The organism is Leuconostoc sp. DB-1 (assembly GCF_013414845.1).
Classification (GTDB): Bacteria; Bacillota; Bacilli; order Lactobacillales; family Lactobacillaceae; genus Leuconostoc; species Leuconostoc mesenteroides.
The window spans coordinates 566401-591263 of record NZ_JABFNJ010000001.1 but is presented as its reverse complement, the minus strand read 5'-3'; the positions used below and the strand labels follow the sequence as shown (position 1 = coordinate 591263).

Genomic DNA, 24863 nt, shown 5'->3' with positions numbered 1-24863 from the left:
AATATATTCTGAAATCATTCTCATTTTATTCAACTACTCTCACGTTCGTCTATCTGAAAAGAGGTATAAATGTGACTGGACTCATTGCCTTTACTAAACAACATTTTTAAAGCAGTTTCTCCCATATTATAGAATGACTGTGTGACGCTCGTGATACGAGGGCTAACAATATCAACTAAATAGGTGCCGTCAATGCTGATCACTGCTAGTTGATCTGGTACATTAATATCTAATTTTTGAGCTGTATTAATAATGCCTATTGCTGCCAAGTCGCTCGCGCCAATAACTGCTGTTATATCCGTTTGTGATGCATAATATTGCATTGATGCTACACCACTTTCATATGAGTAATCGCCATCAAAAATCCAATCATCATTTTGAGGAATATGATGGTCCTTCAGAGCTGACAAATAGCCGGCTACTCGTTGCTGACCTATAAATTTATCCACTTCCAAACTTGATAAACCAATTTTTTTGTGCCCTTTGTGAATCAAAAACTTGGTTGCTTCATATCCTATTTTAAAATCATCTGAAGACACAAACTTTGATTCTTTACTCATTGCAGTTGAAACAAATACATTCGAAATGCCACTATTCTTTAGTAGATTGATAGCATCACCACATAATTCTACGGAAATTAATAATATGCCCTTGACCGGTCGCTCAATAACAGTATTAAGTGCTTTAATTTGCGTCTCTTCATCATTATCACCCACAAATAAAATTATCACACTCAAATCCTTCTTATAGGCATTTTTTTGAATACTTTCAATGATTTTCATCGCAAAATTTGTTTTGGGCGTTGATACCAAAATTGCAATAACATTGCTTTTCATGGTCACCAATTCTACTGCGGCTTTATTTTTTTTGTAGCCCAATTCTTGAATTGCTTTATGAACTCTTTTTTCAGTTGCTAGAGAGTAGGCCTCTTTTTTACCCGCTAACACTCTGGAAACAGTTGCGATTGAAACATTTGCATTTTTAGCAACATCTTTAATTGTAACTGACATCATTAACCCCGTTTTCTAACTTACTACCTCATTTTATTATATCCCAACACTACTCCATCGTATAAATTAAATAAATTCTTATTTTTGTCGTGCCCTTATGATTAAATCAATTATTACACTAAGTAAACGTTTACTGTACTGGTATAAATGAATTGTAAACGTTTACGCAAAGTGGTAATCTATGAGTACAAAATAAAAAGGAGAATCAAACAATGACAAAACAATGGTTTAAGGACTCAGTAGTATATCAAATATATCCTATGAGTTTTCAAGACAGTAATAACGATGGTATTGGTGACCTTGCTGGTATCACTCAACGATTGCAGTATATCCATAACTTGGGTGCTGATGTCATCTGGTTAAATCCTATTTATGTCTCTCCAAATAAAGACAACGGCTACGATATTGCTGATTATCGCAATATTAACCCAAATTATGGCACAATGCAGGATTTTGAAGATTTACTTCAACAAGCACATCGCCTAGATCTTAAAATTATGATGGATTTGGTTGTTAATCATACGTCAGATCAACATGTTTGGTTTAAAGAAAGTTGCAAGAATCAAACTAACGAGTACGCCAATTATTATATTTGGCGGGATCCAGTAGACGGACATGAACCAAACAATTGGCTTGCAGCATTTGGCGGTTCTGCTTGGACTTATGTTCCTGAACGAAAGCAATACTATCTACACATGTTTGCTGAAGGACAACCAGATCTCAATTGGGAAAATCTTGAAGTTCGCGAGGCAGTTTTCGATATTGAACGCTTTTGGTTGGATAAAGGTGTTGATGGATTTCGAATGGATGTAATCAATTTAATTTCTAAACCTGAAGGCTTGCCTGATGTCACAGAACCAGTAACTGCAGGAACAACAATGGATTTTGTAGCAGATGGTCACCGACTTAACGAATTTTTACGCCAAATGAACGACGAAGTACTGTCCAAATACGACACAATTACTGTTGGTGAAATGCCTAGCTCAACCCCTGAAGATGCGATTAAATATACTGGATTAGATAGTCATGAATTGAACATGGTCTTCCAATTCGAACATGTTTCCCTCAGCCCAAATCCGGACGTACGACTGGGTAAATGGAATGACGAACCTATTAACCTAGTGGAGTTGAAAGCTTCCTTAAATCGTTGGCAAATTGGATTAGATGGCAAGGGATGGAATAGTCTCTATTGGAATAATCATGACCAGCCACGTGCAGTTTCTCGATTTGGAAATGATCAACCTGAATTCAGAGTATTATCTGCTAAAATGTTAGCAACTACCTTGCATATGATGCAAGGAACACCCTACGTTTATCAAGGTGAAGAGCTAGGTATGACTAACGGTCATTTTGAGAGTTTGGAACAATATGAAGATATTGAGTCAGTCAACTTTTATCACGAGTTTGTTGATGAGCAAAAGATTGTTGACAGCGCAACAATGCTAAAGTATTTAGCTAATATGTCACGTGATAATGCGAGAACCCCTATGCAATGGAATAACCAACAAAATGCCGGATTTTCAAATGTGACACCTTGGTATGCACCAAACAAAAATTACACAGCAATCAATGCCGAAAATGTTTTATCTGATAACGACTCCGTTTACTATCATTACCAGAAGCTAATACAACTTCGTCATGATTCAGAGATTGTTAGATATGGAACGTTTGAAGCGATTGATTCTGAAGACAACCAGGTATACGCATACCTTCGTCACTATAAAGAACAGTCTGTTCTTGTTTTGAGCAACTTCACTGACAAAGTAGTCACCCGTGACTATGGACAAACGAAGTTCTCAGAATTGTTAATCAATAACTATTTAGATGATCAGGGAACAACCTTACGCCCATATGAAAGCAAAGTTTATCTTTTGACGAAATAATCAAAATTTCTGACAAAAAGAAGGTGCTATTTTGAATCAAAAAAATCCTCATTCTAAAATTTTTGTTCTAGCTGTTTTATCCGTATCTGTTATGATCACAACAGGTACAGCCATTTCCTCTGCATTACCTGAAATGGCGAAGAGTTTCCCAAATATTTCCGTATCACAAATTGATATGATTGCTACCATACAGCAATTTTCAGTTATGATAACATTACTTCTCTCTGGTATCATTTCCAAAAAGCTTGGTATTAAGAGGACGATTACAATTGGATTGATTTTAACGGGCGTAGCCGGTGTATTTCCATTTTTCTCCCATAGTTTTATCTTAATTTTAATTTCAAGGTTAATCGTGGGGTGTGGTATTGGCCTGTTTAATTCACTTGCCATCACTATCATTGATTTATTTTACGAAGACCCTACGCGTTCTCAAATGCTTGGTTTTCGTTCTGCTACGGAACAAATTGGTGTTTCAATTTTAAACATTGTCGTTGGCTTACTCGTGCTAATTAACTGGCATGCTTCATTTTTAATCTATCTTTTGGCTTTCCCACTACTAGCCTTCTTTTTAAAAGTAGTGCCAGAACCACCTATCCCACAAGGTAGCGATAATAATAAACAGCGTATTAACTTACCTGTCCTCATTATGACAGTATTATTAGCGTTCATGGTTGCTTGTACTACAGCAGTTATTATTCAGGTTCCAAATATTATAGTCACTGATCTTTCAAAATCAAGCGCCGTTTCAAGTTTGATTATTTCAGCTAATACACTGATGGGCATGGTAATGGGCATACTTTTCGGACGTATTTATCGTTTTGTTAAAAAATTTATTTTACCATTAGGCATTTTATTTATGGCGCTCGGTTCATTAATTATGGTTAGTTTTCATAGCGTTTTTGGTGTCACACTTGGTGCTGTTGTTTGCGGTATGTCATATCCACTTGTAGGATCTTATATTTTCTCGCTAGTCAGTGTTATAGCACCAAAAGGATCAGAAACATTGGCTAACTCAACTCTATTAATTGGCGCAAATCTTGGGTCTTTCTCAACCCCCTTGTTCTTAAGCGAATTAGGAAAAATGAACTCATTAACGACACATGCTGGCCCATTCTTAACAGCATTCTGGTTGTTAATCATTCTGACAATGATTGTATTGATTTACCAAACCTTTTTCCAGAAAAAAGTACATCAAAATATTATGAATTAATGATCATAAATAGGTTTAAAATATATAACAAAAAAGCTTTGTCTCAAGGACAAAGCTTTTTCATTTATCACACTTTAAACAATGTTGGGCGTACATACTTCAACAACTCAATAACGATTGTAGGTGCTAAAGAAAGAACTATAATCACAATCCAATGTCCTAATGAAAGCGCCGTTAAACCAAATAACGTCTGTGTAAATGGTATTAACGTAATCACCAAGGTAATTACTGTCGCTAAAATTGCCATGTTAACTAACGAAGGATTCGCACGATAACTAATAGCAAAAAGCGTCTTTTCTGAACGAATATTGAACACGTGGAATATAGAAGTCAATGACAGAATGGTGAAAGCCATTGTTTGACCAATTTGTTCGTTAGCTTGCAAACCACCAAAGACAACATTTTGCCCAACCCATATAGCTGCCAAGGTAACAATCGCAAATAAAGCAGCATTTAAGCCGATTTGACGACCTAACCCTTGTGCAAATAACTTAGTATTTTTAGGCATCGGCGGTTCGTTCATAACGTTGGTTAACATTGGCTCACGACTAAGAGCAAATCCTGGCAAACCATCTGATACCAGGTTAATGAACAACAGATGTACGGGTAGCAATGGCGAGCCCCACCCCAGCAACATGGCTATCAAGATCACTAATAACTCGGATATATTGGCACTTAATAAGAAATTAATTGTCTTTCGAACTTTAACATAAACACCACGTCCTTCAGAAATAGCATTAATAATCGTCGCAAAATTATCGTCTGTCAAAATGATGTCCGAAGCTTCACGGGCAACATCTGTCCCTGTCTCACCCATCGAAATACCAACATCTGCTGCTTTTAATGCTGGAGCATCGTTGACACCATCTCCAGTCATCGCAATGGTTGCATCTTGACGTTGCCATGATTTAATAATTCTAATTTTGTCAGTTGGTGTTACACGGGCATATACGCTGTACTTGTGGACATTACCATCTAGCTCTTTGTCTGATAATTTAGCTAACTCTGAACCTGTAATTGTTTGATCCCCATTACGTAAAATGCCAATTTCACGTGCAATTGCACTAGCCGTTTCAACGTGATCTCCGGTAATCATAATTGTTCTAACACCTGCAAGACGAGCCTTTTCAACTGCTGGTGCCGATTCTGGGCGTGGCGGATCGATAATACCAACTAGCCCCACCAAGGTCAAATCTTGTTCATAAAATTCTTGTGTTGGCGCTTCCGGCATAACATCAAATGTTCTTTTAGCAATCGTCAGAACACGTAATGCCTGTCCACCGAAAGTTTTGTTAACACTTTCAGCTTTATCACGATTTCCATGCTTAATCATTGGAAGCAAAACATCAAATGCACCTTTGGTAATCGCAATATAGCCACCTTCTGGTTGCTTATGGACGGTGGTCATTCTTTTTTTCGTCGAATTAAACGGTATCTGTTCGACTAGCGGATACTTTTCTAACAACTCTTCCCGTGTCGCTTCTTTATCAATAGCTCTTACTAACGCTACTTCTGTTGGTAGACCATCATAAACAGTCTGTCCCTCAACAGTTTTAACCGAAACATTGGTTGATATGGCTGCCAAAGATAACACTTCCTTAGTAGCATCGTCCAATCCATCTGCAATATTGGTCAAATGATCCTGTTCATCTTGCCACACCCTTCGAACAGTCATCTTATTTTGCGTTAATGTACCCGTTTTATCGGAAGCAATAACATTCGTTGTTCCCAAGGTTTCTACTGCTGGTAACCGTCGAATAATCGCATGCTTTTGTGCGATTCGTTGGACGCCAAGCGCCAGCGTCATTGTAACAATTACTGCTAATGTTTCTGGAACAACCGCAACGGCCAGCGAAATTGCTGTCAAAAAGATATGCTTCAAATCCATGCCCTGGTAAATACCTAGCCCAAGCACAACCACTGCGGCACCTATAGCTACCCAAGAGATATTTTTTCCTAATTGAACTAGACGTCGTTGCAATGGTGTTAGTGGAATTTTTGACTCATTACTAAGTAGACTTGCAATTTTACCCATTTCAGTCTGCATACCAACGGCTGTAACAATTGCTCGTCCATGACCATTAACAATCGTCGTCCCACGATATACCATCGTAATTCGTTCTCCAAGACCAACTTCATCGTCTAGTTTAAACGTGGCATCTGCATTCTTTTCAACCGGCAAACTTTCACCTGTTAAAGCAGACTCTTCAGCTTGAAGCTCAATAGCCTCAATTAACCGGGCATCAGCGGCGATTGCGCTACCATTTTCGACAACCAATACATCACCAAGCACAACATCATCCGCGTCAATCTGTTCTATCTGTCCATCACGTAAAACTTTAACTTGCGTTCGATTGAGATTTTGCAAGGCTGCTAATGAATCTTCAGCTTTTCCTTCCTGAACAATTGATAAGACCGAATTAATAACGACAATACCAATAATTAAGAGACTTTCAAAATAGTTCCCAGTATCTTCTAAGTATGTAGCAACAAACGAAATAACTGCCGCAATTAGCAAGATAATTGTAGCAACATCATTTAGGCTGATTAAGATTTTTTTCAATAATGAAACTTTTTTTTCAGCTACAAAAACGTTGGCACCATATTCTTCACGATTTTTAGAAACTTGCTCAGCATCTAAGCCTTTCCCCATATCAACGTGATGCGATGCGATTGTTTCCTTAACACCTCTTCGGAATGCTTCCATTTAGTGTCCTCCTTTTTGTTTACTGCTTATGGAAAGATTATAAAACCACATGATAAAATGTGGCCACGACACGTTTTTCCCAGCGTGTTCATGTTGGCAGTTGCATACTATTCAAGAACAAGCGCAACAATAATGATCAATTCAAGCGAAGTCCCTAACACTCACTTGATTGATCATTGCGCTTTATAGATAAAAATGAATCATTTCCATCTTAAATTAGTCATTGTATGTCTCTACGTAACTCAGTTACGCTCTTCGCTGTCAAAATTTATTCTCTCATGATATATGAGAATATGATAAAAGAAGAATAAAAATGATTATTCTTATCTAATTAGTATGATACTTCTATTGTAACATAACTGAACAAACGCTGTATTATACGTAAACAAAAAAGAATAGAAAATGAAAACAATATCCGCAATATGAGAAACGCTTATCAAATGGATTTTATTTGCTCAAAGATATTAATAAGCTCCAACAAACTGAGTGCAACTTCGGCCCCTTTGTTTCCTGATTTGGCACCTGACCGTTGCTGTGCTTGCTCTAAAGTATCTGTAGTCAACACCCCAAAAACAATTGGTACATCTGTACTTAAACTTATTTGAGAAATGCCGTTAGCAACACCATTAATAACAAGGTCATAATGATCTGTGTCTCCTTTTATTACAGCACCTAGTGTTACAATACCATCATATTTTTGAACCTGCGCTATTCTTTTCGCAACCATTGGAATTTCCAAAGCTCCTGGTACCCAAATAATATCAATATTACTCTCATCAATACCATGCATTTCTAGAGATTCTTGCGCGCCAGAAATAAGTTGTTTAACAATTAAATCATTAAACTTGCTGGCCACAATTGCAATTTTTTTATTTGTTTGATCAATTAACTTAGCTTTATAAATCATTTTTATTTACCTTCTTAATGTCAATCACAGCTTGTGATTAAATTTTTCCTTTTTTGTTTGCATATATTGTTCATTCTTATCATTAATGCCCGTAATTAAGGGTACCTGTTCAATAACCTCAATACCTTCGTCAATTAACGACTGTACTTTATCCGGATTATTCGTTAATAAGCGAATTTTGGTTAATCCTGATATTTTCAAAATTTTGGCAGCCTTTTTATAGTCCCGTTCATCCGGCAAATGCCCTAAGTGAACATTCGCATCATACGTATCAAACTTATTTTCTTGCAACACATAACTTTTTAGTTTTTCATGAAGTCCAATACCACGACCTTCTTGACGAAGATAAACAAGAGCCCCACCTTGCTTATTTATTGTTTTGAGCGCTTCTCTCAGTTGAGGACCGCATTCACAACGTTGTGAACCAAATATTTCGCCGGTTAAACACTCGGAGTGTAAGCGAACTAAGGGAATTTGATCAAAACTACGACTGCTTTGAATAAGCAAATCAGATTTTTCTTCATCATTCACGCTAAACTCCGTCAAATGAAAATCACCGTATTGAGTTGGTAAATATACCGTTGGTCCCTCATCAATACCTGCTTTTTTTTGGTCTTCACGGTAATTAATTAGATCCTGCATTGATAATTGAAATATATCGTGTTTTTTCGCTAATTCTTTAAGTTCTTTTTCTCGAGCCATTGTTCCGTCTTGTGCCAAAATTTCTATTATATACGCCACAGGCGGCACACCAGCTATTTTAGCTAACTCAACAGCCCCTTCTGTATGTCCCTGTCTTGTCAATACGCCACCATCTTCAGCGACTAATGGGAAAATATGACCGGGCGTCTCAAAGTCAACAGATGTTGTACTTAGATTAGCTAAATTTTTGATTGTGGCAGCACGTTCATACGCAGAAACACCCGTCGTGCTGTCAATATGATCAACGCTCACAGTGAACTTTGTCCCAAATTTTTCAGAATTATGCGTCGTCATTTGGTCTAACCCGAGTTCATCAGCACGAGATTTAGTGATTGGTACAGCTAGAACACCCCTTGCAATTGAAAGGGCTTCATTGACCGTAGCTGCCGTCACAAATGATGCTAAACCGACCAAATCTCCTTCATGTTCTCTTTTTTTGTCATCGCTCAAAATAATCAGCTTACCCTTTTTCAACTCTTTAACTGCTGTTTTAACTTTTTCTGTACTACTTGTCATTATTACTTTCCTTTCATTAAATATTTCGCCAAAATATCGGTTTCAACATTTACCAAATCTCGCTCATGCAATAATCCCAAAGTTGTCTTGGTTAATGTAAGTGGTATTAGACCAACTTGAAATACATCTTCTCTCGCTTGAACAATGGTTAGGCTCACACCTGAAATAGTAACTGAACCTTTATTGACGATTTGATTTATTTGTTGACGGTCTGCTAATTTAAAAGTTAACAATGTGGTTTCTTCACTGTACTCTTTTTTGACTACTTCAGCTGTCTGATCTACATGACCTAGAACAAAGTGACCATCAAATCGGTTGGAAACTAAAAGTGCTTTCTCCAAGTTTACTTTTTGCCCAACTTGATAGAATTTAACAATGGTCGTTTCAAAAGTCGGTACCATAATATCGAATTCAGCATAATTTGATTCTAGCTGATTAATTGTTAAACAAACGCCATCAACCATAATGCTATCGCCTACTCTGCTATCAGAAAAATAGTCCTCGGATGCAGCAATTTTTAAGCGCATTTCTTTGTCATTACGCTGATAAATGCTTATTAAACGACCAACTTCTTGTGTAATACCTGTAAACATTATTGCTTTCCCCCTTGATGATTGATATAGACTTTTTTGACAGCATTGCCAACTTGCACTTCATTTTTAGGCTTTTGGCTAACAGATATTCCTTTCAGACTATCTTTAGATAATACTTTATCTGTTGTATAAATTAGCATTTCCTGCCACAAGTTTTCTTTCAAAAATGAGTGAATCAAACTTGGTCCGCCTTCAACCATCACAGATTGAATATTTTGTTTGGCTAAATCTATTAATATATCTTTGAGCGCACCAGACATTAATTTGACATAAGAATGCTGTTTTGAAAATAGAACATTTTCTGTATATATCAGCCAATTATTTGAAAAATCAAAGTTTGTATTTTGCAACCGTCCACGACGATCAATAACAACTCTCAATGGTTGTTTATGACTGATATTGATGTGCCGTACAGTTAACATTGGTTGATCTGTGATCATGGTCTCGCTGCCAATCATTATTGCACTTCTAGTTGCACGCTCTCGGTGTACATCAGCATCAGCTAGCTCATCAGTCAATTTTTTTCGTTTTCCAAATTTCTCAGCAACAGATCCGTTTTGAGACATGGCAAGTTTCAACTGAACATATGGTAATCGTGTGGTATAAAAATAATGAAATGCAGGGTTGATCTCTTTATTTTCAACTATATTCAAAACATCGACAGTGATACCAGCTGATCTTAGCATTTTAATTCCTGTTCCATTTGTTGACGGATTCGGATCAATGCTACCAACAACCACACGCTTCAGTCCCCAATTTTGAATTTGAACTGCACAAGAGCCTACTTTCCCCTGCGTGGAACACGGCTCCAAAGTGACATAAAGCGTAGCACCTAAAATGTCGGTCTTGTTTTTGACACGATTAAAAGCATTTATTTCAGCATGCGCTTCACCAAACTTTTCATGATATCCTGTCGCGATAACCTGACCATCTTTAACAATTACTGCACCAACCCTAGGATTTTCAAAAGTTTGATACGGCATTGCTCGAATTGCCTCATCTGCAGCGAGCTTCATCCATGTTAAATCATTCATACTTACCTCCTGAATTTTTCAGGACAAAAAACCCGATGCGTTAAAAATACACATCGGGTTTATAGTAGTTTAGATTAATTCAAAAAACCTAGACAATCTAAAAAAGCATCGTCTAAACTATTTCAAATCTTCTCCCATCCAGACTTTAACTGTCGGTCACAGAATTTCACTGTGTCAACCGCGAAAATATCGCGGGTCACGGACTGAGGTTATTCACCATCACCGTCGGTCGGGAATTACACCCTGCCCCGAAGATTAAATTATTTAACAAAACTAATTTATCATTAGAATTCTACAATGTCAATCAAAAATATTTTTTACGCTTTTTAATTCTTATTCTGTAGACAGCAAAAAAGTAAAAAGTCGCCCTAAACGCCCTTTTTACTCATTTTTTTCTCTCACTAACGGGCATGATGCACATCTTAGTGCACCGTCTAATAGTGAATGCCATGTAAACACGATAGGGATGACCGTATAATCTTCATTTTTTAAAGCCTCTTGCAACGCTGTATGTCTTTTTTGCACAATAACTTTTTTAGGCCCAATAACTAAAACATTCCCACCCATCTCTTTTCTGGTTTTTGCATCGATATCAATAAATTTATAATCGACCAGTTTTTTCGGTAAGTCTTTTAAGACAGGTTTATGGATAATAGCAGTTTTTGGACCAATAATGGTCATACAACAATCCAAGTGCAAAATTGCATCATCATTCAAATACACTGGTACTACTTTCCACGGTTTATCGACGATTTCATTCTCATAGTCCTTGTCTAAAATACTTTGTAGCCATTTTGCACCAGCTTCATTACTAGCATATTTACCAATGCCGACGAATACATAAGGATAGTTAACGATAACGTCACCACCCTCCAGATATATTTTATCCTTTTGATTTAACGTGTGCACCTGATTCTTATCGTTAATAGCTGCAACAATTCTTTGATACCCACGTCGTTCAATTTTTCGCATTTCAATTTGAACATTTCCTTCAATAAAATGTTCTCCAACGCTCATAGCACTATCTCGTGCATACATTTGCCCCATTCCATAGGGATCTAGCTTTGTTGGGGTTACCGAATCAACATGGTGTACCTTGACACCATGTGTTTCCAAAATTCGTTGGAATTCTGCTAATTCTCGTTGAAATTTTTTAGCAAGGAAACTCGGAACTTTTTTACCTCGCAAAAGAGTATAAATATGTTTTGTCATAAATTGTTTCCATTTTGCAGTATGTTCTTCCTGCTCTATTTCATGCGTATCTGGAAAATATAGCTTTGTTGCATCCCCAATAATGACTTCTTTTAATGGATCATATTCGTTATAAACATTGATTTTCATTTGATTTCCCCTTTTTCTTTTAAGCATACACAAACTCTAAATGTACAAACTCATAACATGCTTTAAGTTCTTCTAAAATACGGACTTTTTTATCACGTAACAATCCTGTCCCAATTTCGTCATCGACAACATCAATCATCACCTTAACTGAAAAATACATGCCCGTTTTATAAATATGACAGCCAGTTAATATGACTTCTTTTCCAAAGTGTTTTCTAAGGCATGCTTCAAATTCATTCTGAATGTTTTCATCAATTAACCGGCCGCCACAGATTTCAATGAATGCATTTTTTAGTACTTTAACCGGCGTTGTAATTGAAAATAAGACTAGTATTACCGTCACAAAGAAATCACCCGTGTATAGCAAGAACCCTAGGATTGAATTTTTTGGAATCAATAAAACTAGAAAGGCTGCTAACCCAATCCCCCCACACATGATTGAATCAGTTCGCGTACTTTTGGATTCTGCAGATAGCATCGTACTAGCACGACCAATTTTTCGATTTTGCCGACTATAAGACAAAGATATCGTTAAACATAATATGACCATAATGATTTCATATGGAATGATCGGCGTTAAGTTTAATACATCCCCTTTATGGTAAACGAAATATTGATATGCTTTTTGACTTACTTGAATAGTGGAGGTCGTTAACAAGATCAGTGTCATCATTGATTTAAAAGCAGCATACATTGGTTCAAACATGAAGTGACCATTTGGAAAACGCTCACTTGTTCTGGCACTATACTTTGAAATCGTAATTGCAGCGATTCCAGAAACCAGTGTTATTATTGTAAAGTAACTATCTACGAACAACGCTTGAATCTGGGTAATATAATAAACAACAATTCCCAAACTGCCCATCAGCAAATTCATCGCAAGTCCGACCATAAATGCACGTTGCTCAATCTTTTTTTGAGTCATAATATTTTTCCGTATTAATTTAATTGTTTTCTCGCTTCGCGAACTGCCTATGCACTTCTACACAATTGCTGACTATTTTAAAATAGAATCTTATATAATTGAATTAGGATTCGATACCTCTTTCTGCGCATTTGATTAACTAAAGTAATTACCTTAGTTAATAACTTTACAGTAATTCACTTAACCTGTCAATAGATTTTAGATGCAACATCTATTTAAAATGATATAAAGAACACTCAAAAAAGCATTATTCTATCAAAATAATGCTTACAAGAAAAATATTTTTAATTCGTTAGCTAATTTACTTTAACTGAAAAACGATCAGCAAAACTTTGAAGTTTTGCATCAACCAACTCGGCCACTAAACGAGCGTCATGAATAGCAGTGATAACCAAATTAGCACCAGTATTAGCATCACCCGCTACCATATAATTCTCTTGGTTTGTTGTCCCCATGACATTCAGGCGAGTAATATCCAAATCATTTAATATTTTCGTATTGAGACCTGTAAATCCTACTGCAACCAATACCAAATCAGCAGAATAGTCTTTTTCCGAATTCGAAATCACTTGCTTATTGGCATCAATCAAAACAGTTCGAACGCCAGTTACTTCTCCAAATGAATTACCTAAAAATTCTACTGTTTGCGTTTGATAAGGTATTAATTCCTGGTTAACTGTGTCCATGGCTTCCGCCTGCCCATAACTAATTTGCTTTTGCCATGGATATTCCGGCCAAGGTGTCGTACGATCTGTCGGCTTTTCAGTATGATAATCAAACTGTGTTACATTTTCTGCACCTAGCCGAATCGCTGTTGCAATACAATCTGTCGCCGTGTCACCAGAACCAATCACAATCACCTGCTGATTAGATAATGTTTTTTCAAATGTAGTCGTACCGTTTTTTAATACATTTTTGGTTGCCTGGCTTAGAAATGGTAGTGCAAAATCAATTCCTTTCAAATCACGTCCGGGTACATCTACATCTCGTGCAACCGATGCGCCAGTAGCAACAATGACTTTATCAAAATCAGCGTCTAATTGTTCCTTAGTAATATCCTCTCCAATCGTTGTATTAACTTTAAATTTGATACCGACTTCTGACATGACTTTAAAACGACGATCAACAACCCACTTTTCTAATTTCATGTTTGGAATGCCATACATTAAAAGGCCACCTAAACGTTCATCTTTTTCAAAAATAGTGACCTCATGGCCCAATTGATTTAAGCGCCAAGCTGCTGTAATCCCTGCTGGCCCGGAGCCGATGACTGCAATTTTTTTACCAGTTCGCTGTTCTGGTAATCCTTCTGGAACTACCCAGCCATGCGCAAAAGCATATTCAACAATAAAATCTTCATTGTCTTTGATTGTCACACCTGCACCATTCAAAAACTCATTACACGACACTTCGCATGGCGCAGGACAAACTTTTCCAGTAAACTCAGGAATTGGATTTGTTTTTGCCAATCTTAACCAAGCTTGATGGAGCTCTTTTCGATACAAGAGGTCATTCCATTCCGGAATTAGATTGTCGTTTGGACAACCACTCATTTGTTTACTTTTATTGCCGTACAACGCACCAATATGACAATAAGGAACACCACAGTTCATACATCGAGCAGCTTGTTCGACTCGTTGATCAAACGCTAGTGGTTCTGCCATGTAATTGAAATCCTTAATACGTTCATTAATTTTACGATAAGGATTATCAACACGTTCATATTTGAGAAAGCCAAATGGATCAGCCATTATAATTACCTCATTTCGATAATAATGTTCCTAATTCTTCTTCAGTTTCTGGTACTCGTTCATATTCTGGCATCAGTTCATTAAAAGCCTTGAGTTCCTTAGTCAATCCACTAAATCCTTCGGTTTCATATTTATTCATAATGTTTAAAACCTGATGATATTCGGTTGGATATACTTTAATAAAATTAGCCTTTTCATCCTCAAAATGCGCTAAAATATCTTTAGCTTTTTGTGAGTCAGTGTACGCTGCATGTGATTGAAGTAAACTATACAATACGTCGTCTCCATGTGTTTGATTTATCTCAAAAAGATCAACCATTTCCAGATTAATATTAGCAGCCGCTTGATGATCTGGATCATAAATATAAGCAATACCACCCGACATACCAGCAGCAAAATTACGACCAATTTTACCCAGAATGACAGCAACGCCACCCGTCATATATTCGCAACCGTGATCCCCAACGCCTTCAACAACACCACAAACGCCAGAGTTGCGAACAAAGAATCGCTCACCCGCGCGGCCATGGAAATATGCCTCACCAGCAAATCCACCAAAACAAGCAACATTACCGATAATTGGTGAATTATTCGTATCGTATCCTGCATCTTTTGGTGGCGTTACAATTAAACGCGCACCTGATAATGACTTACCAACATAATCATTGGCTTCTCCAATGACCTTAAGCTCCATACCTTGTGTCGTATAGGCTGCAAAAGACTGCCCTGCAGAGCCAGTATACGTATATCTAAGGAGTCCTGGTGATAATTTGGTATTTCCATAACGCTCTGCTATCCAACCACCCATCCGAGCGCCAACAGCACGTGATACATTATCAATTGGTGCAGACATCGTTAATGTTTGTTTATTATCAATGGCCGCTTTGGCAGCCATATCTAATTCTGGCCATTGTCGCTTAGCAATGAATGGATCTTTTGTTTTTCGTGCTATTGGAATTACTTGCCCAATCATGTTCGAAAAATCAAGTGACTTATACTTTTTGTTCGTCGTAAAGCGAGTTTTTAACAGTTCTGTATGTCCGACCATTTCTTCCAAGGTGCGGAACCCTAATTCAGCCATTAACTCGCGTAAATCTTGTGCCAAAAAGGTCATCATATTTATGATATCTTCCGGTTTTCCCTGGAAACGTGAACGCAATAATGGATTTTGAGAAGTAATGCCCACTGGACAAGTATTTAAATGGCAAACACGCATCATAATACAGCCTATAGCCACCATTGATAAGGTTGCAAATGAAAACTCTTCCGCACCAAGCATAGCGGCAATAGCTATATCTCTACCAGTCAACAGTTTGCCATCAGTTTCTAAAGTCATTCGCTGACGTAATTTATTAGCGGATAGAATTTGGTGTGTTTCAGCTAACCCTAATTCCCATGGTAATCCAGCATCACGAATCGAATTTCGTGGCGCCGCCCCTGTGCCACCATCATATCCAGAAACGGTCACCGTATCAGCACCAGCTTTCACCGCACCAGTTGCAATCGTACCAACACCTGTTGAGGAAACTAATTTAACATTGATTTTGGCATATGGGTTAACCGCTTTCAAGTCAAATATTAACTGCTTTAAATCCTCAATCGAATAGATATCGTGATGTGGTGGCGGAGAAATTAAGCGTACCCCTGGTGTTGAACCACGTGTTTCGGCAATCCATGGAAATACTTTATTTCCAGCTAGTTGTCCACCTTCGCCAGGCTTGGCCCCTTTCGCCATTTTGATTTGAATTTCTTCGGCTGACATCAAGTATTCTGCGTTAACACCAAAACGTGAGGAAGCAACCTGCTTAATTTTAGAATTTTTAATTGTGTGAAAACGTTTCCTATTCTCACCACCTTCACCAGAATTTGACTTAGCGCCTAATCGGTTCATTGCCTCAGCTATCGTTTCATGAGCCTCTTGAGATAATGCACCAAATGACATGGCACCAACCTTAAATCGCTTCACTATATTTTCAATACGCTCTACTTCATGAATGTCAATGGGTTGACGATTAGGCACAATCTCCCACATTGACCGGATAGTGCCAGGATGTTCATGCTCCGCTTCATGAATGTCAGCCACATACTCCTTGAAGAGTTCTTCATTTCCAGTCCGAACCGCCGTTTGAAATTTATACATCATCATTTGATTGTATAGATGGTATTCACCATCTTCTCGTAGTGAATAAGCACCACCTGAAGGAATTGGGTCGTCTTGAGATTCGTCATACGCTGTTGTATAGCGTTTTAAGTATTCTTCCTCAATTTGATTTAAGTCTAAACCACCAATTCGTGAATGTGTACCAGTAAAGTAGGTATCAACTACATTTTTTGATAAACCAATTGCTTCGAATAATTGTGCTCCATAATAGCCTTGAATCGTAGAAATACCCATTTTGGCCATAATCTTAACGATACCTTTTTCAGCAGCTACACGATAGTTTTCTTGATGTGCTGCATCATTCATATCGTATGCTTCTAAAATTCTGTAAGCACCACGCGGATATATCGCGGCTGCACCGTACCCAACCAACGTTGCAAAATGATGGGTTTCAATTGCTTCCGCAGTGTTTAATACAATGGAAGCATTTGTGGCGTTTCCGTTGGCCGCCAAATAATTTTTTAGTGAGGACACAGCTAGAAGAGCCGGTACAGTCAGTTGATTTTTGGTTACCTCACGATCAGATAGAATCAAAATTGTTGCGCCAGAAGCAATCGCTGCATCGGCTTGCTGATTAATTCCAATTAGAGCACGCTCCAATCGCCCATTTGCTAGTCCGGTTAAGTTATAAGCCAGCTTGATAAGCGCAACCTTTTGTTTAAAATTGGAAATATGTGCAATTTTAGCAAAATCAGCCGGTGAAAGAATTGGTGAGTCAATTTTTAACTTGCTAGCATTTTCTGGTAAATCTCGTTGAAAATCAACTTCTCTGCCTAAATACATTTGTGTTGCAATGACTAAATGCTCACGAAGTGCATCAATTGGCGGGTTGGTCACTTGCGCAAATTGTTGTTTAAAAAAAGTAAATAATCCTTGTGGCCTGTCTGATAAGATTGCCAATGGTGAGTCATAACCCATGGCAACCGTTGGTTCTTGCCCAGTATTAGCCATTTTCAAAACTGCACCATCAATCACTTCTTGGGTATATCCGAAGCGTTTAAAAAGAGTCAGCCGTTCTTTATCATTTAAACGTTGTTCTAATAAATTTTGATTTGGTAGGTCTTGCAATGTTTCTTGGTATTCATCGAGCCATTGTCGATAAGGATATCGCGTCGCAAAATGATGCTTCAATTCCTCATTCCTTGTAAAGGTTCCCGTCGTCGTATCTACAAGAATCATGTTTGCCGGTCCAAGCACTCCTTTTTCGATAATTGAATTAGCGGGCACATCAACCACCCCAGATTCAGAAGATAAAATAACATACCCGTCGTCCGTCACCAAATAACGTGAAGGTCGTAACCCATTACGATCCAATCTTGCACCGACAATGTTTCCATCAGTAAAAACAACAGCGGCTGGACCGTCCCAAGGTGCCATAAATGATTCATTATATTCTGTAAAGGCAGCCAACTCATCTGACACATTCGCTTCTTTTGAATGTGCTTCTGGCACCAGCATTAATAGGGCTTGCGGTATTGAGCGACCATGTCGATACAAGTGTTCCATTGTATTTTCCATCATGGCTGAGTCGGAATTTTCTTCATTATAAATCGCAACCCCATGCGTTTTCATCCAATTAACGTCACCTTGCAAAGTATTAATCTCACCATTATGTGCCAAAAAACGAAATGGCTGTGCACGGTCCCAAGATGGGAAAGTATTAGTTGAAAAACGTGAATGAGTTAGCGCTATTTTGGCCTCAACATCTTCATCGTGTAAATCCAAAAAGAACTGCCCAACTTGGTAAGCATGAAGCATCCCCTTATAGGTAATCGTTTTAGCCGATAACGAAACAATATACATATCTTCGTCTGAAATCGTATCTTCTAAATGACGGCGTAGTGTATACAACGCGTCATCAAAACCCCTTCCTAGAGCAACATGCTGCGGTTTCTTAATAAATATCTGTCGAAATCCAGGCATAGCCTGTTGCGCAGTAGGACCACAAGCATCAAAATCAAACGGTACATCTCGATCAAAAATGTACTCAAAACCATCTGCACTGATTTCAGTAATTATTTTATCTAAAACCTTATTCTTAGCCACAGTATCAAACGGCAAAAAAAGCATTGCCACAGCATATTCACCTGATTGTGGTAAAGTAATACCCTCTATTCTTGCTACTTTTCTAAAAAATTTGTCAGGAATTGACATCAATAGACCTGCACCATCCCCTGTATCTGGCTCTGATCCTGTGCCACCTCGATGATTCATTCGCGTTAATAATGTAATAGCGCGTTCAACAAGTTCATGAGAAGATTGCCCATAACGTTGCGCAATAAATCCCATACCGCAGGCATCGTGCTCGAGAGACTCATCCCAAAGCGGCGCGTTTTTCACCATTTGCTCACGAAGTTTTGATTGTTTCATTCTTTTTTACCCACATTTCATCTTAATTTAAGCTGCCCATATATTGAACACAAAACGGAAAAAATTAAAACTTTTTATAATTATACTCTTATTTTTTAATCTTTTGATATAATTTTGGAATAAATTACTCATAAACGTTGATATGATAACTAGTTTTTTAATATCTTATGCAGTTCTTTTGCTTTTTATTTTTCTATTGATAGAATGAAAGTATTGAGTACATAGAGATAAATTGAGAGATTTTATTACGTGCCAAGTAACCACGTTAAAAGACTGAGGAGAGAGTAACATGAGTAAAAAAATTGTCGGAGAAGATGGTAAAGTATATATACAGAAGAAGCCTTTTTATAAGCGAATTTGGTTTATCATCTTAACTATTATTCTAATTTGTATTGCCTTATCAAGACCAGGTAGCAATAATAATTCAAATTCAGCGAATTCTTCCAGTAAGGATTCAAAAGTAAGTGGTTCAAGTTCATCAGAAGATAGCTTATCGAGCTCGGAAGAAAAATCTACTACTACTGAAACCAGTAGTTCTAGTGAAGCTCAATCATCAGAAAGTAATTCAAACTCTACTAATATTCCTAGAGAATACAAGTCAGCTCTTAATAGTGCGGATACATATGCTAACACAATGCATATGTCAAAGGCAGGATTATATGATCAGTTAACAGCAGACGCTGGAGAAAAATTTTCTCCTGAAGCAGCACAATATGCTATTGATAATGTGAAAACTGATTGGAACAAAAATGCTCTTGAGTCTGCAAAATCTTACCAAGAAATGGATATGTCTCCTGAATCAATTCGTGATCAATTAACATCAGATGCTGGAGAAAAGTTTACCCAAGAATAGGCTGATTATGCTATCGAAAATCTTCCGCAATAATTAAATGCCCTTTATTGGGCGTACATATCAATCATCATAGACTTACAATAAAAATACTAATAAGCGAGATAAAATATGGCCCATTTTTTAAATTACATTGTGTCACACATCAGATATATTTACATCCTTATTTATACGCTACTTACAGCAATACTAGTTATTATGGGTGGCTATTTGTTCTGGATGCATCATCATAAATAGTTAAATTTCTGCGAGTTTAAACATCAAAAAAACACCTAATTTGCATAATTAGATGTTTTTTATAAACTACAATTATTTTACAAGCAAGACATTTGTATCCGCACGTTCAGATACATAACGTGCAGTAGAACCAATAAACATTCGTGTCAAGACAGTTGTACCTGTTTTTCCCATTACAATCAGGTCTGGATTATAATTTTCTATGACCTCGTTAACCAAAACGAAACGAGCATCCCCTTTAAAGATATGTGTGTCAAATGGTACACCAGCAGGTTCAACAACAGATGCTGCTTTGGAAAGATTATCTGATGCTAACTTTGTTAAGCTATCTGTCATCGAGGCGTAAAAAATCTGGCTACCATCATGATAGGCAACAGTAGAGTATTGAATGACACTAACAATTTCTATCTTTGCATTAAATTTTTTAGCTAACTGGGTGCTGTACTCCACAGCTCTCATAGCTGCCTCACTACCATCAGTCGCAACAACAATTGTATTAATCATGAGCATTTCCTTTCCAATAAACATAAGGTGGCCAATCTTAACGCTGCCTTAAGCGTAAGAATACTTTAAACAATAAAAAACAACCCACTCTCTAACAATATTCCCCAAGGCTTTCACTTGACCAAATAATTATTATTCTGCTTAAACTAATCAATTAACATCATGCACGTAGCATTCACTTAACTTCATAATATAAACAACGAGCAGGTTGTCTCCTGGATTAGCCGAAATCCATTTATACCACTTACGTGAAATAAGTCTAGCAACTGCGTTGCTACAGGACTTCTTCTAATCTATGTCTAAAGTATACAACACCTTCCGTCGAATTGCAAGCGCTTACAATTTATTTTAACAAAAAAGCTGTGCTTTACACACAACTATCCTTTTGTAACAATTCAGTAAGCCATCAATGACGTTTCATACTTTTAATAGGATATGTCAAAGAAATCATACTTGGTATCACAATTGGTAATACGATAATTAATATTATTAATCCAAAGATTACTGTAATTGCCACCTGAATCAAAGTTAATACATCAGAAGGTATCAATGCGGCGAAAGTACCACCTAAAATGAGTGCGGCAGACAATACAACAACACCAATTATCCCAGTAGCTCTGAGTATTCTATCTCTAGCTGATGGTATTTCTTTTTGCAGATCACGATATTTCATCATCAAGAAAATACTATAATCAACACCCAGCGCTAGTAACATAATAAATGCAAAAAATGGTGTCGTCCAAGAAAGCATATCTTGCTTGAGAAAGATAAGACTTGTAATCTGAGTAAGGCTCAATGCCATGACATAAGATACCAGCAAGGTTCCCATAATATATAACGGTTGTAAGAAGGATTTGGTAATAAAGATTAACGCAATCAGTATACCAACGACCATTATAATGCCTGTTCTAATGAAGTCTGCCGAAGCAATTGTTCTTGTATCATTTGTTCTCGAAGTTTGCCCACCAATTGCAGCAATTGCGTTAGCTAATCCTGTTTCTTTCAAGGCGCCCTCAACTTGACTTTGTAACTGAGAAACCTTCTTCATTGCTTTTTCAGAATTCGGGTTACTATCTAGAACAATATTCAAGCTGGTTGCTTTCTTATTTTCAGACATGTATGCATCTAAAGACGATTTATATGCTTTTCCATGCAATACATTTTTCGGTACATAGTAAGTATTAGCTGCTGAAGATTCTTTCAAGCCAATCAAATAATCATTTGCTGATTCTAAACCACCGCTGATTTGGGTTGATCCTTGGCTCGCCTCTTTTAATCCCTCTTGTAGTGATTGAACTTGTCCAACCGTACCTTTCAGTGAATTATACATCGTTTGTTGACCACTATTAAGTGCATCAATACCAGAAGTTAATTGGCTTTGATTATCGGCTAAACGCTGACTACCCGACTTGATTTCTGCAACACCATTATTAACTGCCGTTGCACCAGAAGAAGCACTAGAAACACCATTTGTATATGTATGCATTTGACTCTGCATATCTGATACACCGGTATTTAATTGTGACAATCCTTCTGTTAATTGTTGTGAACCATTTACTAATCCAGCTTGACCATTTGTTCCCCTTAATGCCGTCAGTATTTGCTGTGTACCAGAAATAGCTTCACTGAGTTTATCTGATGCTGCAATTGAAGCAGTATTGGCTTTAATTGAGCTGGTTGCTAAAGCACCTAAGTTAGACATTTGTTCAGCAAAAGCCTTCAAATTACTTAATTCTTCAGTAAGTGCATTGCCTGTTTGTTGAAAAGCAGACATGTCATTTTCTAATTTTTGCGCAGCTGTACTTGCTGCAGCAATATTATTTTTGTTAGTACTTTGTGCTGAACTGATTTGTGCATTGATGGATTTTGATTGTTCTTGTAATGCTGATCTTAATGCAGCTTGCTGCTCATTACTTAATGATGACTTACTATTAATGCTACTAATAATATTATTAATATCATTTTCAGAAAGCACATTGAGTGAACTATTACTATTCAAAGCTGTATTTAATGAACTTTTCAAATCACTTGCATCTTCCTGTACGTTAGCACTAGATGTCGTTAGCAGACTAGAAGTATTGTTAAGTTTGGATAGACTATCACTATTGTCTGAGCTTTTAGATAATGATGCCATGGATTCATTCAAACTTTGTAAGCTTTCCTTCAATTCATTAATCTGACTCTGTTGACCCGCTACATTATTGCCAGATTGTGCACTCAGTTCTGATTCTAATTGCTTTAGTCCATCTGTAATTTGTGCAGAACCACTGTTTAAACTACTTACACCAGTATTCAGTGTACCAACTCCTGATTGAATGACCGCCCTATTACTATCCAAAGTTGCCAACCCCTCAGCCAACCCGGACGTGCCAGAAGATAGCGTACCTATACCGGTATTCAAATCATTTGCACCTGAGCTTAGTTGTGCACTACCACTCTTTAGTTCTGCGGAACCATCTGCTAATTGCTTGGCCCCATCAACCCCCTCGTTAATATTACTAGTTGATAGCTGATTACTTGCATCACTCAAACCATTACCAATAGTCTTTGTACCAGAAATTGCACTTTTCAAACCATCAGTAACACTACCCAATTGATTACGCACATATAACTCTTTTATTTTGGATCCACCAGGACGTGTGGCTGACGTAACTGTCTTAACACCTTTGGTCTTTTTTAGTTTGTCTGCCAAACTATCAATAGTCTGAAGACTTGCTTCATTGTCTAACCTATTCTTTGACTTTATATATAGTGTCGAAGGTTCTGCAGTTCCTGCTGAAAAATGTTTTTGAACTACTTTAAATCCTTTTTTAGCAGGAATATCCTCACCTAACTCTGTTAATGTGTCATAGTTTAATTGACTATTGTGACTGACAAAGAGCGGTATAGCCATTAAAATCACAGTCAATAAAGCAATCAAAGGATACTTGATGGACTTTTTAGCTATGCCTTGCCATAACTTGCTTTCGGAAGTCTCACCAAACCGTTTACTTGGCCAAAACAAGTATTTACCAAATACAGCCATAAAGAATGGGTTCAAGGTTAATAGTACAAGCAACAATACAGCAACCGCTATTGAAACGCCTACTGCTGACTTATAAATTGAAAACTTTGCCAGCTCCAGCGTAGCAAAACCAATCAGCACAGAAATGCCGCTGTACAAGATTGTTCTGCCAGCCGTTTTCAAAGCACGTTTGGTCGCTTCTACTTTTTCATATCCTGCATTCAGTTCTTCCTTAAACTGATCAAATAAAAGTATATTATAATCAGTCCCTATTCCGAACAAAACAACAACCATAAATACCTGCGTGAAGTTTGAAAGGGGAAAATTAAACTTATCCACCAAATTCATAACAACGCTCAATGAGGTAATAAATGCAACCCACACAGAGAATAGTGATACAATCGGCGTGATAACTGATCTAAAGACAACCATTAACACTAAGAAAATAAATACAACCGTTATCCATTCTGTTTTATGTAATCCCTTTTCAATTTCTTCAGAGAAGTCATCTTCAAGAATGTCACTACCTGTTATGTAGGTTTTAACACCATCAGTTTTAGCTTGCTTGGTTAAAGTTTGTGTCATTTGACTGACAGATTGCTTTTTATCCACGGTTAACTGAACTAATTCTGTTGTCTTATCTTTGGAAAGCAATTGCGCTTGAGCTTCAGAACTATCTTCTGGCGCTAAAATTGACTTGATATGATAGGTAGATTTATTCTTCTTCAGGTGATCAACTGTTTTCGCAATGTTTTTTCCCTGATCAGCAGTTATTTTTTCATGACCATTGTTGAAAACAACGATTACTTGTCGCGTATTGTCTTGACCTCTGCCCCAATTGTCTTGAATTTTCTGCGCTACCTCACTTTTGACAGCCCTTGGCAGATTCGTATCCCCTTTCTCCTTGATGAGCTGACTTGTGTTTGGCAACCATATGACTGCCGAAATCATAATAATTAGCCAAATAACAGCTTGTATGAGAAACATTCTTTTTCTCTTCAACCGTCTATTCCTCCAGTGTATTTTTCGTACACTGTGTTATTAAAACAACATAGTGTACGAAAAATATTATATCATATCTTAATTTCATATCAACTGGTTATTATTTATTGCTATAATATATTGATGGTATTTCTTACTAATGAATCGGAGAAATAA

Annotated in this window: 15 protein-coding genes and 1 riboswitch; of the genes, 3 read left to right on the top strand and 12 right to left on the bottom strand. The window is 37.3% G+C overall.

Annotated elements, in window-relative coordinates:
• Window positions 1-29: 29 nt before the first annotated feature.
• Window positions 30-1010, bottom strand: coding sequence for a LacI family DNA-binding transcriptional regulator (locus HFP47_RS02760; RefSeq protein WP_014324579.1), 981 nt, complete (start codon window positions 1008-1010; stop codon window positions 30-32).
• Window positions 1011-1222: 212 nt separating this feature from the next.
• Here HFP47_RS02760 and HFP47_RS02755 point away from each other — a divergent pair, with 212 nt between their 5' ends.
• On the top strand, window positions 1223-2893 hold the full coding sequence (locus HFP47_RS02755) for an alpha-glucosidase (RefSeq protein ID WP_150289451.1): 1671 nt from the start codon (window positions 1223-1225) through the stop codon (window positions 2891-2893).
• A 31-nt stretch (window positions 2894-2924) separates the two neighbouring features.
• Window positions 2925-4103, top strand: coding sequence for an MFS transporter (locus tag HFP47_RS02750; protein WP_179875993.1), 1179 nt, complete (start codon window positions 2925-2927; stop codon window positions 4101-4103).
• A gap of 67 nt (window positions 4104-4170) precedes the next feature.
• Here HFP47_RS02750 and HFP47_RS02745 read toward each other — a convergent pair whose 3' ends face one another.
• From HFP47_RS02745 to gltB, 9 genes are all read right to left on the bottom strand, one after another.
• Window positions 4171-6810: a cation-translocating P-type ATPase gene (locus HFP47_RS02745; protein ID WP_179875992.1), complete on the bottom strand. Its 2640-nt coding sequence runs from the start codon at window positions 6808-6810 to the stop codon at window positions 4171-4173.
• A gap of 436 nt (window positions 6811-7246) precedes the next feature.
• On the bottom strand, window positions 7247-7717 hold the full coding sequence (ribH, locus tag HFP47_RS02740; protein ID WP_011679599.1) for a 6,7-dimethyl-8-ribityllumazine synthase: 471 nt from the start codon (window positions 7715-7717) through the stop codon (window positions 7247-7249).
• A gap of 24 nt (window positions 7718-7741) precedes the next feature.
• Complete coding sequence (gene ribA / locus HFP47_RS02735; protein WP_179875991.1) at window positions 7742-8935, bottom strand: GTP cyclohydrolase II; 1194 nt, start codon at window positions 8933-8935, stop codon at window positions 7742-7744.
• Between the two features lie 2 nt (window positions 8936-8937).
• Window positions 8938-9528 (bottom strand): riboflavin synthase, encoded by a 591-nt coding sequence (locus HFP47_RS02730; RefSeq protein ID WP_011679597.1) that lies wholly within the window; start codon window positions 9526-9528, stop codon window positions 8938-8940.
• Entirely contained in the window at window positions 9528-10562 is a 1035-nt protein-coding gene (ribD, locus tag HFP47_RS02725) for a bifunctional diaminohydroxyphosphoribosylaminopyrimidine deaminase/5-amino-6-(5-phosphoribosylamino)uracil reductase RibD (RefSeq protein ID WP_179875990.1), read from the bottom strand. The genes HFP47_RS02730 and ribD overlap by 1 nt, the downstream gene beginning before the upstream one ends.
• A 122-nt stretch (window positions 10563-10684) precedes the next feature.
• A riboswitch (FMN riboswitch) is annotated at window positions 10685-10822 on the bottom strand.
• Window positions 10823-10943: 121 nt separating this feature from the next.
• The gene (locus HFP47_RS02720) at window positions 10944-11903 is read right to left on the bottom strand and encodes a dimethylarginine dimethylaminohydrolase family protein (protein WP_179875989.1); all 960 of its coding nucleotides are present in this window, start codon (window positions 11901-11903) and stop codon (window positions 10944-10946) included.
• 19 nt (window positions 11904-11922) lie between these two features.
• Complete coding sequence (locus tag HFP47_RS02715) at window positions 11923-12828, bottom strand: cation transporter (protein WP_179875988.1); 906 nt, start codon at window positions 12826-12828, stop codon at window positions 11923-11925.
• Between the two features lie 296 nt (window positions 12829-13124).
• Entirely contained in the window at window positions 13125-14579 is a 1455-nt protein-coding gene (locus HFP47_RS02710; RefSeq protein WP_179875987.1) for a glutamate synthase subunit beta, read from the bottom strand.
• 10 nt (window positions 14580-14589) lie between these two features.
• On the bottom strand, window positions 14590-19110 hold the full coding sequence (gene gltB, locus HFP47_RS02705; RefSeq protein WP_179875986.1) for a glutamate synthase large subunit: 4521 nt from the start codon (window positions 19108-19110) through the stop codon (window positions 14590-14592).
• Window positions 19111-19399: 289 nt separating this feature from the next.
• Between gltB and HFP47_RS02700 the strand changes: the two genes are divergently transcribed.
• Entirely contained in the window at window positions 19400-19963 is a 564-nt protein-coding gene (locus HFP47_RS02700; protein WP_179875985.1) for an Ltp family lipoprotein, read from the top strand.
• 306 nt (window positions 19964-20269) lie between these two features.
• Here the strand turns inward: HFP47_RS02700 and HFP47_RS02695 are convergent, their stop codons facing one another.
• Window positions 20270-20701: a universal stress protein gene (locus HFP47_RS02695; RefSeq protein WP_011679591.1), complete on the bottom strand. Its 432-nt coding sequence runs from the start codon at window positions 20699-20701 to the stop codon at window positions 20270-20272.
• Between the two features lie 406 nt (window positions 20702-21107).
• Window positions 21108-24692 carry an MMPL family transporter gene (locus HFP47_RS02690; RefSeq protein ID WP_179875984.1) on the bottom strand — a complete coding sequence of 1195 codons (3585 nt, stop codon included), beginning with the start codon at window positions 24690-24692 and terminating at the stop codon, window positions 21108-21110.
• Between the last annotated feature and the right edge of the window lie 171 nt (window positions 24693-24863).

Coding starts and splice junctions, on each gene's coding strand:
- gltB (WP_179875986.1), bottom strand. CDS start 19,110: ATGAAACAATCAAAACTTCGTGAGCAAATGGTGAAAAACGCGCCGCTT.
- HFP47_RS02690 (WP_179875984.1), bottom strand. CDS start 24,692: ATGTTTCTCATACAAGCTGTTATTTGGCTAATTATTATGATTTCGGCA.
- HFP47_RS02755 (WP_150289451.1), top strand. CDS start 1,223: ATGACAAAACAATGGTTTAAGGACTCAGTAGTATATCAAATATATCCT.
- HFP47_RS02715 (WP_179875988.1), bottom strand. CDS start 12,828: ATGACTCAAAAAAAGATTGAGCAACGTGCATTTATGGTCGGACTTGCG.
- HFP47_RS02700 (WP_179875985.1), top strand. CDS start 19,400: ATGAGTAAAAAAATTGTCGGAGAAGATGGTAAAGTATATATACAGAAG.
- HFP47_RS02710 (WP_179875987.1), bottom strand. CDS start 14,579: ATGGCTGATCCATTTGGCTTTCTCAAATATGAACGTGTTGATAATCCT.
- HFP47_RS02695 (WP_011679591.1), bottom strand. CDS start 20,701: ATGATTAATACAATTGTTGTTGCGACTGATGGTAGTGAGGCAGCTATG.
- HFP47_RS02760 (WP_014324579.1), bottom strand. CDS start 1,010: ATGTCAGTTACAATTAAAGATGTTGCTAAAAATGCAAATGTTTCAATC.
- HFP47_RS02720 (WP_179875989.1), bottom strand. CDS start 11,903: ATGAAAATCAATGTTTATAACGAATATGATCCATTAAAAGAAGTCATT.
- ribA (WP_179875991.1), bottom strand. CDS start 8,935: ATGACAAGTAGTACAGAAAAAGTTAAAACAGCAGTTAAAGAGTTGAAA.
- HFP47_RS02745 (WP_179875992.1), bottom strand. CDS start 6,810: ATGGAAGCATTCCGAAGAGGTGTTAAGGAAACAATCGCATCGCATCAC.
- ribD (WP_179875990.1), bottom strand. CDS start 10,562: ATGAATGATTTAACATGGATGAAGCTCGCTGCAGATGAGGCAATTCGA.
- ribH (WP_011679599.1), bottom strand. CDS start 7,717: ATGATTTATAAAGCTAAGTTAATTGATCAAACAAATAAAAAAATTGCA.
- HFP47_RS02730 (WP_011679597.1), bottom strand. CDS start 9,528: ATGTTTACAGGTATTACACAAGAAGTTGGTCGTTTAATAAGCATTTAT.